The sequence below is a fragment of the Streptomyces sp. NPDC029836 genome (assembly GCF_055574495.1).
In genome coordinates this window covers 968,296-980,944 of the sequence record NZ_JBVHZI010000001.1, presented here as the reverse complement: position 1 = coordinate 980,944, position 12,649 = coordinate 968,296, and the positions used below count along the sequence as shown (strand labels likewise).

At 73.3% G+C, this 12,649-nt stretch carries 11 protein-coding genes and 1 pseudogene; 6 read left to right on the top strand and 6 right to left on the bottom strand.

The features are described from left to right. Nucleotides 1–20 precede the first annotated feature (20 nt). From ACZ4XJ_RS04505 to ACZ4XJ_RS04495, 3 genes are all read right to left on the bottom strand, one after another. A complete protein-coding gene (locus ACZ4XJ_RS04505; protein ID WP_362875824.1) occupies nt 21–1,076 on the bottom strand; it encodes an NADH-quinone oxidoreductase subunit B family protein in 1,056 nt (351 codons plus the stop codon). A gap of 84 nt (nt 1,077–1,160) precedes the next feature. Beyond that, nucleotides 1,161–2,978, bottom strand: coding sequence for a hydrogenase maturation protein (locus ACZ4XJ_RS04500; protein ID WP_468495288.1), 1,818 nt, complete (start codon nt 2,976–2,978; stop codon nt 1,161–1,163). A gap of 225 nt (nt 2,979–3,203) precedes the next feature. After that, nucleotides 3,204–3,575, bottom strand: a complete 372-nt coding sequence (locus ACZ4XJ_RS04495; protein ID WP_362875826.1) for a hypothetical protein — start codon at nt 3,573–3,575, stop codon at nt 3,204–3,206. 100 nt (nt 3,576–3,675) lie between these two features. Here ACZ4XJ_RS04495 and ACZ4XJ_RS04490 point away from each other — a divergent pair, with 100 nt between their 5' ends. Beyond that, nucleotides 3,676–4,185 (top strand): hypothetical protein, encoded by a 510-nt coding sequence (locus ACZ4XJ_RS04490; RefSeq protein ID WP_362875827.1) that lies wholly within the window; start codon nt 3,676–3,678, stop codon nt 4,183–4,185. 20 nt (nt 4,186–4,205) lie between these two features. On the opposite strand, the gene ACZ4XJ_RS04485 is transcribed toward ACZ4XJ_RS04490, so the two are convergent. Further along, complete coding sequence (locus tag ACZ4XJ_RS04485; protein ID WP_468495287.1) at nt 4,206–5,627, bottom strand: NAD(P)/FAD-dependent oxidoreductase; 1,422 nt, start codon at nt 5,625–5,627, stop codon at nt 4,206–4,208. Between the two features lie 398 nt (nt 5,628–6,025). Here ACZ4XJ_RS04485 and panD point away from each other — a divergent pair, with 398 nt between their 5' ends. The 4 genes from panD (at nt 6,026) to ACZ4XJ_RS04465 (ending at nt 9,357) form a co-directional block, all read left to right on the top strand. Further along, a complete protein-coding gene (gene panD / locus ACZ4XJ_RS04480; RefSeq protein WP_468495286.1) occupies nt 6,026–6,445 on the top strand; it encodes an aspartate 1-decarboxylase in 420 nt (139 codons plus the stop codon). Between the two features lie 14 nt (nt 6,446–6,459). After that, nucleotides 6,460–6,801 carry a GNAT family N-acetyltransferase gene (locus ACZ4XJ_RS04475; protein ID WP_468495285.1) on the top strand — a complete coding sequence of 114 codons (342 nt, stop codon included), beginning with the start codon at nt 6,460–6,462 and terminating at the stop codon, nt 6,799–6,801. Next, entirely contained in the window at nt 6,795–7,412 is a 618-nt protein-coding gene (locus tag ACZ4XJ_RS04470; protein WP_468495284.1) for an aspartate/glutamate racemase family protein, read from the top strand. The genes ACZ4XJ_RS04475 and ACZ4XJ_RS04470 overlap by 7 nt, the downstream gene beginning before the upstream one ends. Before the next feature lie 529 nt (nt 7,413–7,941). Further along, complete coding sequence (locus ACZ4XJ_RS04465) at nt 7,942–9,357, top strand: transglycosylase family protein (RefSeq protein ID WP_362875832.1); 1,416 nt, start codon at nt 7,942–7,944, stop codon at nt 9,355–9,357. 54 nt (nt 9,358–9,411) lie between these two features. Here the strand turns inward: ACZ4XJ_RS04465 and ACZ4XJ_RS04460 are convergent. Then, nucleotides 9,412–10,194, bottom strand: a pseudogene (locus ACZ4XJ_RS04460) (DMT family transporter); the annotation flags it as partial. 331 nt (nt 10,195–10,525) lie between these two features. Here ACZ4XJ_RS04460 and ACZ4XJ_RS04455 point away from each other — a divergent pair. Beyond that, nucleotides 10,526–11,989, top strand: coding sequence for an SDR family NAD(P)-dependent oxidoreductase (locus tag ACZ4XJ_RS04455; RefSeq protein WP_468495283.1), 1,464 nt, complete (start codon nt 10,526–10,528; stop codon nt 11,987–11,989). Between the two features lie 101 nt (nt 11,990–12,090). On the opposite strand, the gene ACZ4XJ_RS04450 is transcribed toward ACZ4XJ_RS04455, so the two are convergent. Further along, nucleotides 12,091–12,396, bottom strand: a complete 306-nt coding sequence (locus tag ACZ4XJ_RS04450) for a hypothetical protein (RefSeq protein ID WP_468495455.1) — start codon at nt 12,394–12,396, stop codon at nt 12,091–12,093. Nucleotides 12,397–12,649: the final 253 nt, after the last annotated feature.

Genomic DNA, 12,649 nt, shown 5'->3' with positions numbered 1-12,649 from the left:
GAGGGGGAGGCGCCGGGCCGTCACCAGGGCGGGCGGTAGCCCGTGGTCAACTTCTCGCCGGTGTGGCGCCACTTCGGTTCCTGGTCCACGGTGTGCGCCGTGATCGCCCGCAGCCTGCGCACGACCGCCCCGTACGCGCCGCTCGCCTTGCTGGAGACCTTCGCGCCGGGAGGCTCGTCCATGAACGGCATGAACTTGTCGGGGAAGCCGGGCATCGTGCAGGCGATGCAGATGCCGCCGACGTTCGGACAGCCGCCGATCCCGTTCATCCAGCCGCGCTTGGGCACGTTGCACTTCACGACCGGACCCCAACAGCCGAGCTTGACCAGGCACTTGGGCGAGTCGTAGGTGTGCGCGAACTGGCCCTGCTCGTAGTAGCCGGCCCGGTCGCAGCCCTCGTGGACGGTCGCCCCGAACAGCCAGGTGGGGCGCAGCTTGTCGTCCAGCGGGATCATCGGGGCGGAGCCGGCCGCCTGGTACAGCAGGTACGTGAGCGTCTCCGAGAAGTTGTCCGGCTGGATCGGGCACCCCGGTACGCACACGATCGGGATGCCGGCCTTCGACTTCCAGTCCCAGCCCAGGTAGTCGGGCACGCCCATGGCGCCGGTCGGATTGCCCTCCATCGCGTGGATGCCGCCGTACGTGGCGCAGGTGCCGATGGCGACGACCGCCAGGGCCTTGGGCGCCAACCGGTCGAGCCACTCGCTGGTGGTGATGGGCTGGCCGGTCTCCGGGTTGTCACCGAACCCGCACCAGTACCCCTCGGGTTTGATGCTCTCGTTCGGGATCGAACCCTCCACGACGAGCACGAACGGATCGATCTCGCCGCGCTCGGCCTTGAAGAACCACTCGATGAACGTGTCGGCGCCGCCGACGGGACCGCACTCGAAGTCGATCAGGGGCCAGTGCACGGCGATCTTGGGCAGACCGGGCAGCACCCCCATCACGATCTCCTCGATGCTCGGCTGCATCGCCGCCGTCAGCGACACGGAGTCGCCGTCGCAGCTCAGCCCCGCGTTGATCCAGAGGATGTGGATCGGGGGGTCCTCGACCGGGTCCTGCGTTGCTGCATCCACGGGGATGCCTCCTTGGTGCTCCTCGGGGAGAAGATCGGGAAGGGGGAGCGGAGGGTCCGGCCTCTCCGGATCCCACCTTTCTTGCTAACAGCCCGCGGGGCCGGGTGCTCCGTCATGTACGGCCAGTCCAGTGACACGGGCGGGGCGGTCACCGATGACACGGGCGGTGCGGTCTCGGGCGCCCGGTCCGTCGGCAGGAGTCGTCACGTGCCGGTCCGGTACGGGCCGCGCGAGGTGCTCGGGCGTGCCCACCGGGGCCTCCTTGCGCACGAACGCCCGCCGCAGCGCGTGGTACGGCGCCTGCGGGTCGAAGAAGGTCCGGCGCATCACCGCCAGCTCCGCCTCCCGATAGGCCGCCAGCGGTCGGGCCGCCTCGTCCCGCTCGCGCCGTTCCTTCTTCGCCGCGATCCGGGACCGGGTGGCGGGCAGCGCGGCGAGCTGCGCCGCCAGCCGCGCCGCCTCGTCCGCGAACCCCGTCGGCGAGCAGAGGAGCGTACGGTCGACCAGCCCGAGCCGGAGGGCCGCGTCCGCGCTCAGCGGGAGCGCCCCGCCGGTGAGCCGCTCCGCGACGGCCGCGCCGACTCGCCGCGGCAGGGTGTACGTCCAGTACTCCGAGCCGTGCAGTCCCATCAGGCGGTAGTGCGGGTTCAGCACCACCCCCGACCTGCACCACACCTCGTCGGCGGCGAGCGCCAGCAGCGCCCCGCCGGCGGCCGCGTTGCCGCCGACCGCGGCGACGACCAGCCGGTCCGTGGTGGTCAGGACGGCCTCCACCAGGTCGTCCATGGCGTTGATGTTGGCCCAGGACTCCTCGGCCGGGTCCGGCGCCGCCTCGATCACGCCGAGGTGGATGCCGTTGGAGAAGAAGTCCCGGCCGCCGCCCAGGACCAGCACCGAGGTGGGACGGCCGCAGGCCGTCCGGTACGCCTCCAGCAGCCGCCGGCACCGGTCCGTGCTCATGGCTCCGCCGGGGAACGAGAAGGACAGGAAACCCGTCTGCCCCTCCTCCCGGTAACCGATGTCCGACCACGTGCGCCGCCCCGGGTTGACGTGCAGCGGCGCCGGGCGTTCGCGCAGCGCGGGCAACCGGTCGCCGAGCGCGACGGTGGCCGGCAGCTTGACCGGCGCCGGGCCGCCCGGGGTGCGGACGGCCCGCAGTTCCGGGATCCACACCGCCCCGTCCGTGGTGGCCCGGCACACCGCCCCCGCCCGGGTCGCGAGCAGCTCCCCGGGCCGGCCGCGCAGCCGGTCCTCCGGGTGGCCGCCGTGCAGGTACCACTCGGCGCCGAGGAGCTCGTCCCGTACGCCCGGCCTGGAATCGGCGGCACGCAGCACGCGCAGCACGCGCTCGGTGGAATCCACCTCCCAGTCGAGGCGACGGCACTCCTGCCGCAGGTAGGGGCGCGTCCGGACGGTCGCCGGATCCTGTGGCCGCGGCGTGTGGTCACCGGAGGCGAAGCGGTCGACCGCGAGGAGGACGGCCCGCAGGGCGGCGTCGGCGATCTCACCCCGGTACAGGTCGCTCTTGCCGACCGGCGGTACGGCGCACTCCACCGAGGCCCACACGTCACCGGCGTCCATCTCCGCCCCGGCTTCCAGGACGGTGACGCCCCAGCGCGGCACCCGCTCCTGCACGGCCCGGTCCAGGGACGAGGGGCCCCGGTCACCGACCGGCCCCGGATGCACGATCAGACAGGTGTGGGACGCCCACACCTCCTCGGGCAGCGCCGTCCGGAGCATCGGCGCGATCACCAGGTCCGGCGCGTGGCGACGTACCGCGTCCGTCAGGTTCACGCCGGGCAGGGCCAGTTCGACCGCCACTCGGTGGCCGTGGTCCCGCAACTCGGCGTGGACCCGCTGCGTCAGGCTGTTGAAGGCACTCGCGACGAGCAGGACGTACACGTGATCTCCCAGCGACGGCCCGATGCCGGGACGGCATGACGCCCGGCCTGATTCACGGTTCGTGACCGGAACATGACCGGCCGCCTGAGATGGTCGGGTACGGGATCGGCGCGGCGCCCGCAGCCGTGCGGGAGGAGTCACTCGAAAGCGCGTCCACAGAGGGCCGCTCGGCCCTGGGACGCGACGGGCGGCGGGGAGGGCGGGGCGCGTGCTCCGCCCGCCGTGCTACTCCCGCTCCTCCACGCGGATGGCCCGCCGAAGGTCCTCGTGCGCCCGGCCGCCCTTGCCCTCCTGCTGCTCCAACAGGGCCGCGGCGATGGCGTCGAGCTTCTGCTGGATCGCGTGCTCGGCCCGGCGCTCGGAGTTCTTCAACAGGGACAGCAACAGCAAGGAAACCGCCGCCATCGCGTCCCCCACGAGGTGCTGCCAGATCACCGGCAGGTGGAGGGCGTGGACGACGAGGAACGCCAGCACGAGGCCGACGCAGAGGACGGAGAAGCCGGCGGAGCTGGTGAAGTTGGAGGCCAGCTCGGCCAGCTTCTCGAAGCGACCGAGCCTGCCTCTGCCGCTTTTTTCGGAAGGGTGCTCGAAAGTCATGACGGGCGCCTGCCCCGACGCGGGTGGGCCAATCCTGCCCGTTGCCGGGCCGCCGGCGTGGTTCCCCCGGCCGGCCGGGGTCGCGCCGTACGGTGGGCCGGTGGCGCGACGTACGGCAGACGAGGTGGACCCGAGCACGGCCGCGGCCCACCTCAAGGAACGGCTCTACGCGACGATCACGATGATCTCCGTCGTCATCGGGCTCGCGGGCAGCGGCCACGTGGACGCCCTCGGCGCCGCCCTGACGGTGGTCACGGCCTCGGCCGGCCTGTGGTTGGCCTCGCTCGTCGCCGACCAGCAGGCCCACCGGGTGACGCACGGAGTCCTCGCCCGGGGCCGTGACCTGCGCACCATGCTGTTCGTCAGCAGCCCGCTCCTGCTGTCCGCGGTCGGCCCGCTGATCCTCATCGGCCTCGCCGCACTCGACGTGATGCACGTCGAGACGGCCCTCCTCACGGCGGCCGCGGTCAACGTCGCCACCCTGTTCGCCTGGGGCTGCTACGGCGGCATCCGCATGGGTGGCGGCACCGCCTTCGCCCTCCTCGCCGGGGGCATCGACGCGGCGATCGGCACGGCGGTCGCGGCGGTCAAGGTCGCCGCCGGCCACTGACCCCGGGGCGTGCCCGGCGCTCAGGTACGCGGATTCCCGCGCTCCGGCAGGCCGTTCAGGAGGTCGTGCTCGGCCCGGGTGAGCGGAGGGCGGAGGAGTTGAGGGCGTGAGGGTCCCATGAGCGCGGTCAACAGCACGCTGGGCCGGACGAGGGACGTGGGCCGCGCCTGGAGGGCCAGTACGTCGGTCAGGGCCGTGGCCGCCAGGAACGATCCGGTCGCGGTGCGGGACAGCCGGCTGACGTAGCGGTGCAGGAGACGGTCCCCCAGGTGCGGCTGCTTGCCCCTGGTGGGGGAGAAGTGGATGTCCTGACCGACGGCGAGGGCCCAGGCGATGTCGACGGGAGCGGCGATGGCGCGCTGCGCACGCCGGGCCAGGCCGGGAGCCGGGCGGGCCGCGAGGGCGTCGCGCAGGGCGACGGCGCCCAACGCGGCCACCGACATGCCTTGGGCGTAGACGGGGTTGAAGGTCGCGACGCAGTCCCCGAGAGCCACCAGGCCCTCGGGCCACGAGCGCAGCCTTTCGTAGGAGTGGCGCCGGTTCGCCGTGCTGTGCGAGACGCTGACGTCGGTGAGGGGCTCGGCGTGCTTCAGCAGGTCCGCCAGTACCGGGTCGCGCAGCGTCCGGGCGAAGGGTTCGAAGTCCTCCGGGTCCCGGGTGGGTCGGCCCCCCGCGGCGCCCATCAGGCCGGCGTGCCAACGATCGCCCTCGATCGGGAGGATGCCGCCGGCCTTGGCGGGACCCGGCGCACGCGGGTCGGCCTGCACGCCCACCACGGGCCAGCCACGCGTGGGGACCGGTGCCCGGTAGATCCGGCTCGCATAGGTGAGGCCGGCGTCCACGCGGTCCTCGACGAGTCCCCGGACGCCCAGTTTCCCGAGCCATTCGGGCAGGCGCGAGGACCGGCCGGACGCGTCGATGACCAGGTCGGCGCGCAGCTCGGTCTCCGCGCCGTCGGCCGCGCGCACCCTGACCCCCGTGACGGTGCGGCCCTCGCGGAGCAGCTCCACCACCCGGGTCCGCGTTCGAACGCCGACCCGGGGGTCCGAGAGGACCTGCCGGCGGATGACGAAGTCGATCAGGTCCCGGCTCGCGGTGATCACGACATGGGTGGCGCGCTCCCAGCGCCGGTACCACCCCTCCGGAGAGTTGATGACCATGTCGGTGGTCACCGGTACGCGGTGGGCGCCCGCGGCCGTCAACAGGTCGATGGTGCCCGGCACCAGGGAGTCGATGGCCTCGGCCCCGCCGCCCTGGAGCCAGTGGATGTGCGCCGCCTGGGGAACGCCGGTACGCGGTCCGGGCCCGTCGGGCAGTTCGTGCGCCTCGATGACCTCGACGGAATCGACGTGCTCCTTGACGGCGGCCGCGGCGAGCATGCCGGCGATGCTGCCCCCGATGACGAGTACGCGCCGGGGAGGCCGGCTCGTGCCCTCACCCATGACGGGCTTCACCGAGCCGGCGCATCGCCTTCTGCCGCGTCCTCATGGGTCTCCTTCGCGTTCGTCGATGTCCCGCAGCGCGTTCTCGGACGACCGCGTCGAGGCGCGTGAGCGTCTCGGGCGGCAGCGCCTCGGGCGCGAGCGGGGCGGGGTCCATCCGGGGATCTCCCGGCGCGGCGGACGGAAGCGGTGGTGCGCAGGGGAGCCTAGTGCGCCACCACCGCCGTTCCACGATCATTTATGGCCAATCGGCGATCTTCGACGCGCCCTTGCGCGGGGGTGTCGAGCCGGGCGACGGCGCGATCGGCCGGGACGGGAGGCGGGCCATGCCGTAGGCTGCGGGCGGGCCCTTGACCTGCGAGAAGCAGGCAGGGAGCAGACATCTCGGGAGTTTCTTCATGCTTCGTACCATGTTCAAGTCCAAGATCCACCGGGCCACGGTGACCCAGGCCGACCTGCACTACGTCGGGTCCGTCACCATCGATGCCGATCTGCTCGACGCGGCCGACCTGCTGCCCGGGGAACTCGTGCACATCGTGGACATCACCAACGGGGCGCGCCTGGAGACGTACGTCATCGAGGGCGAGCGCGGCTCCGGCGTCATCGGGATCAACGGCGCCGCCGCCCATCTCGTGCACCCCGGGGACCTCGTCATCCTCATCAGTTACGCGCAGGTCGAGGACGCCGAGGCGCGGGCGCTCGTGCCGCGCGTCGTCCACGTCGACGCCGACAACAGGATCGTCGAGCTGGGCGCGGATCCGTCCGCCCCGGTACCGGGAACCGAGCAGCGGCGCAGCCCGCACGCAGTGGCCGGCTGAGGGAGCAGGGGACGATGGCGATCGAACTGCGGGACGCGCGCGCGGCGGGACGGCTGCTGGCCGTCGAGGGCGGCGAGACGGTCGGGCACATCGCCTACTTCGTCCTCGCCGACGCGCCCCACGCGCTGGTGGCGGTGCACACCGTGGTCGAGGCGGGCCACGAGGGCAAGGGCATCGCCGGGCAGTTGGTGCGGCACTTCTACGGGACGGCCGCCGCCGAGGGCGTGCCGGTCGTACCGCTCTGCCCCTACGCCGCGAGCTGGGCGGCCAAGCACCCCGACGAGGCGCCCCAGGCGCCGGCCGAGGTCGTCGCGGCCGCCAAGGCGCAGCTGAAGGCCGACCCCCAGCTGTGGTGAGGCGGCTGACGCTGCTGCACACCTCACCGGTCCACGTACCGGTCTTCGACGCCCTGCGCGACCAGGACCATCCGGGCGCCGCCCTGCGGCACCTGGTGGCCCCGGAACTCCTGGACCGGGCCCGGGCGCTCGGGCCGGGGGCGGTGGTCGCGGACCTCGTGGCGCGGCTCGACGGCGCCGAGGATCCGGTGCTGGTGACCTGTTCCACGATCGGAGCGGTCGCGGAGTCCCTCGCCCCCGCCCTCGGCGTTCCGGTGCTGCGCGTGGACCGTCCGATGGCAGCCGAGGCCGTCCGGATCGGCCCGCGGATCGCCGTACTGGCCACCGTGGAATCGACGCTCGCCCCGACGGTGGAACTGCTGACCGAGGTCGCGGCCGGCCGGCCGGTGTCCGTCCGTACGCACCTCGTCGACGGGGCCTGGGCGCTGTTCGAGGCCGGGGACGACGCCGGCTCCCGCGCCGCCGTCGCGGCGGCCGCGGACGCCGTCAGCGACGCGGACGTCATCGTCCTGGCCCAGGTCTCCATGGCCGGGGCCGTGCCCCTCGTACGGACCCGGCTGCCCGTGCTCACCAGCCCCCGCCGGGGCCTCGCCGCCGGCCTGGGCGCGTAGGCGTCGGGGGCTCGGGCGGGGCCCGGGCGGAATACCCCGTTCGGGTGAACGCGGACGGCGGATCCGGTCGGGCCCCGCGGACCGTGGCCGTTCGTCCGGGTTCGGGGGCGTGCCCCGCCGGATCGGGGGCAGGCGGGACCCATGGTGCGCAACGCAGAGCAGACCCAGCCCCCGGTGCCCGGCCCCGACCCGGTACCCGTGCCGGCCCCGCCGGTTCCGGGCCCCCCGCCCGTACCGCGCCCGGCGCCGCCCGTTCCCGGGCCGGTCCCCGAGCCCGATCCGGTGCCCCCGCCGCCCGGCCCCGCGCCGATCCCGCAGCCCGGCCCCCTGAGCTAGGCGACCGGGGCGCCCGACCCCCGCCGCGACGGACGCGGCGGGGCGGTGTTCCGGCGCGGGGAGGACGGACGAAGCCGGACGGAGCCGGAGGTAGCGGTCAACTTCCCTTTGAGGGCGGCCGGTTGTGGCCCTTGTCAGAAATGTGGCACGCCGTTAGGTTGTGCGGTTCCTGATGTCTTCGAGGGGGCTCCCCATGGGTGTACGGGGCCGGCACCGCCGGTACCAGCCGAGCAGCATCAACCGGGCTTCGCTCGCCGTCACCGCCGGTGGCGCCGGGATCGCCCTACCGTTGATCGGCGCCGGGGTCGCGAACGCCGCCTCCGTGGACACGTGGAACAAGGTCGCCCACTGCGAGTCGACCAACAACTGGAAGATCAACACCGGCAACGGCTACTACGGCGGACTCCAGTTCAGCCAGAGCACCTGGCGCGAGTTCGGCGGCACGGTCTTCGCGCCGCGTGCCGACCTCGCCACCCGGGAGCAACAGATCGCGGTGGCCGAGAAGGTCCTCAAGGGCCAGGGGCCCAAGGCCTGGCCCGCCTGCGGCCCGCAGGCGGGGCTCAGCCGCAGCGGCCCCGCCCCCGTCCTCGGCTCGACGGCCACGCCGCAGAAGCCGACCGGGCAGAAGCCCGTCGCGCAGACGCCCGCGCCGCCGAAGGCGCAGCAGTCGCAGGCACCCGAGTCCCAGGCGCACAAGGACCGGATCCAGGCGACCAAGGCCACCACCGGCCCGCCGGTGGCGCTGCCCCGTCCGACCGGGACCTCCGTCCTGCCGAACCCGTACGTCGTCGCGCCCGGCGACTCGCTGTCGGCCATCGCCACCGACCAGCGCGTCGAGGGCGGCTGGCAGGCCCTGTACGAGACCAACCGGGCCACCGTCGGCGGCAACCCCAACCTGATCTTCCCCGGGCAGCGGCTGACGCTGCGGATCACCGCCGCACCGCCCGTCCAGAACCCGGAGAAGCCGCCGCGCACGGCGGAGCCCGTCAAGCCCGTGGAGCCGGCCGCGCCCGCGCCGGAGCAGAGCAAGCCGGCGGAGAAGCCGACGCCGAAGCCGACCCCGGAGCAGAGCAAGCCCGCCGAGAAGCCGAAGCCCGCAGAGAAGCCGAAGCCCGCCGAGCAGGCCAAGCCCGCCGAGAAGCCCAAGCCGAAGCCGGAGCCCGCCTCCAAGCCGGCCGCGAAGCCCGTCCAGCAGCCCGCCGCCGGCGGGTTCTCCGCACCGGTCGACGCCGGCCTGGGCACCGCCTACCGCGTCTCCGGCTCGTCCTGGTCCAGCGGCTACCACACGGGCGTCGACTTCCCGGTGCCGACCGGTACCACCGTCAAGTCAGTGGGCCCCGGCACGGTCCTGTCGGCGGGCTGGGCCGGCGCCTACGGCTACCAGGTCGTCATCAAGCACTCCGACGGCCGGTACTCCCAGTACGCCCACCTCTCCGCGCTCGGCGTGAAGGCCGGCCAGCAGGTCTCCGGCGGCCAGCGCATCGGCCGTTCCGGTTCCACGGGCAACAGCAGCGGCCCCCACCTGCACTTCGAGATGCGTACGGCTCCCGGGTACGGCTCCGACATCGACCCGTTGAAGTACCTGCGCGGGCACGGAGTCCGCATCTGACCCCCGCACGTGCGGCGGCACGGCCGTGAGCAGGACCAGGCCGGCCGCCGCCAGCACGCCGCTCGCCGCCGCGGCCGCCGCGCCGGCGGCGCCGTGCCGGAACCCCTCGTCGAACAGGGAGATCCCGACCGCCGCCGCCGCCACCGGATTGACGACCGTCACGGTGGCCAACGGCGCGGTCAGCCCGGCGCCCCGGTAGGCCGCCTGGGACAGCAGCACTCCGCACGCCGCCAGCAGGGCGATCGCCACCAGGTCCGGCCACGGCGCGGCCGGGTCGGCCGGCGTGAAGCTCTCCGCGACCGCCTTCGTGAACACCGATCCCATGCCGAAGGCCGTGCCGGCCGCCGCGGCCAGCAGCACGCTGCGCAGCACCGGCCGGACCACCCGGTGCGCGGCCAGGAACAGCGCCGCCACCACGCCCCCCGTCACCACCAGCAGGAGCAGCCGCTCCCCGCCCGCGAAGGCCTGCCGGCCCGCGCCGTCCCCGCCCGTCAGGGCCAGCAACCCGGCCAGGCCCGCCGTCGCCATGACCGCGCCCCGCCACGCCGCCGCACCCGCCCGGCGGCGTACGAACACGGCCGCCATCGGCAGCGCGAAGACGATCGTCAGCGCGCCGAGGGGCTGGACCAGGCTCAGCGGCCCGTACGCCAGCGCCACCACGTGCAGTAGCGCGCCGAGGCCGTTCAGCCCGACCGCCACCCACCACCCGGTCCGGCGCAGGGGCGCGTAACCATGACCCGGCGAGGTCGCCGCGACACGTTCCTGGACGATCGCGCCGCCCGCGTACGCGACGGCCGACACCAGGCAGAGCAGAACCGACAAGGCCAAGGCACTCATGAAAGCCACCATGCCCCAGCTCGACGGGCCGTTCATCCGCCCGGAGGAGTCATGATCGCCGTCCGTGTCATCCTCCGGGCATACACCAGGAGGAGTACGCCGAGTCATCGCTCATACGCGAGCGGTACGGGGTATCGGGTATCGGCCCGCCCATCGCCGCGCCGGCGCCGGGTGCGGAGCGTCGTCGAACCATCCATACCGTGACGATCCGCTCGCGGTGCGTGAGGTGTGCGGTCACGGGTTTGGTGCCCGGCGTGTCGGCTCCGTACAGTGGCGGTTTTGAGGACTTCCGCAGCACGCGGACGCGGACGAACGAGGAACGGCAGCGGCCATGACGGTGACCGAAGACAACCACGCATACGGGCCGGGCATCGACCCCGAGCGGCTTGCCCTCTGCCTCGGCGTGATCGACGAGCTGGACAAGCTGGACGTCGACCACCCGGACGCCATCACCGTACGCCGTGCCACCGCCGGCCTCTACCGGACGGTCAAGCAGCGCCGTCGCCAGGAGCGCCGCGCCGCCAAGACCGCCAACGACAAGGCCGTCACGGAGTCGACCGCGACCGGTTCCGCCGAACGGATCGACGACGAGACCCAGGGCAACGCCCTGACGACCGCGACCAAGGGGCCGATCGCCGGAATACTCCAGCGACCCCGGTCCTGCTACATCTGCAAGACCCGCTACGTCGAGGTCGACGCCTTCTACCACCAGCTCTGCCAGGACTGCGCCGCCTTCAACCACGCGCGCCGCGACGCCCGCACCGACCTGACCGGCCGGCGCGCCCTGCTCACCGGCGGTCGCGCCAAGATCGGCATGTACATCGCGCTGCGGCTGCTGCGCGACGGCGCGCACACCACCATCACCACGCGCTTCCCCAACGACGCGGTCCGCCGCTTCAAGGCGATGCCCGACAGCTCCGAATGGCTGCACCGCCTGAAGATCGTCGGGATCGACCTGCGCGACCCGGCCCAGGTCGTCGCGCTCGCCGACTCCGTCGCCGCCGAGGGCCCGCTGGACATCCTGATCAACAACGCGGCCCAGACCGTACGGCGTTCCCCCGGCGCCTACAGTGAGCTGGTCGCGGCGGAGAACGCCCCGCTGCCGGCGGGCGAGCTGCCTTCCTCCGAGGTCATCGGCACCTTCGGCAGTGGCACCGTCGACCGGGTGGCCGCCCTGACGTCCGGTTCCGGCGAGAAGCTCACCGCCCAGGACGTCACCGAGCTCGCGCTGGTCTCCGGCTCGGCCTCCCTGGAGCGGATCGCGGCGGGCACCGCCATCGACGCGGGCGGCCTCGTCCCCGACCTGCACGATACGAACAGCTGGATCCAGACGGTGTCCGAGGTGGACCCCGTCGAGCTCCTCGAAGTGCAGCTCTGCAACTCCACCGCGCCGTTCATCCTGATCAGCAGGCTCCGCCCGGCGATGGCCGCGGCCGGGGCGGAACGACGCTACGTCGTCAACGTGTCCGCCATGGAAGGGGTGTTCAGTCGCGGCTACAAGGGCGCCGGCCATCCGCACACCAACATGGCGAAGGCCGCGCTGAACATGTTGACGCGCACCAGCGCGCAGGAGATGTTCCAGAAGGACCGGATCCTGATGACCGCCGTCGACACGGGCTGGATCACGGACGAGCGCCCGCACCCGGACAAGATCCGCCTGGCGGAGGAGGGCTTCCACGCCCCGCTGGACCTGGTCGACGGCGCCGCCCGCGTCTACGACCCGATCGTCCGCGGCGAGCTCGGCGAGGACCTGTTCGGCGTATTCCTCAAGGACTACGCCCCCGCCAACTGGTAGACCGGCCGACCGAGGGGGCCCACCGCCGGGTGGGCCCCTTCGGCGTCCCCGGCGTCCTCGGTGTCCCAGGCGTCCTCGGTGTCCTCTTCCGGGGGCGGCGGTCAGCCCGTTCCGCGCACGCGCGCGGCGAGTAGTTCGAGGACCGGACGCCAGTCCTCCATCACCCCCGCGTTCAGACCCGCGGTCGCCGCGCTCTCCGAGGCCTGACGCAAGGTCTCCGCGTCCGGAGCCGGGCGCAGCCGGGCGAGGCCCGCCACGCGGGCGCCCAGGAGCGGACGCACCTCACCGGCCAACCCGTGCGGCAGTCCGGCCACTTGGAGTTCCTTGTCGGACGGGTGCGAGCGCCGCAGCAGCGCCGCCGTCCGCAGCCCGTGATCGCGGCCCCGGTGCGTGTCCAGCCGTTCCATCAGTTCGTCGATACTGCCGATCTCCGGCACGTCCGCCACCGTCACCGCCGCTCCTTCCGTCGTGCCGGCGCGCGTGTCACCGCCGTCGAGCAGATCGGTCCGGGGCGACACGCCGGCCCACAACTCACTGAACTCCGGGCGAAAACATGCGGTCCAGCGTGGATTTTACCCTTCCATCGAGCGGGGCCCCGCTCATATGTGTACCCTGACCGCAAGGAGCCCCACCCGGGCACCGCTCCACCAAGGCGCCACC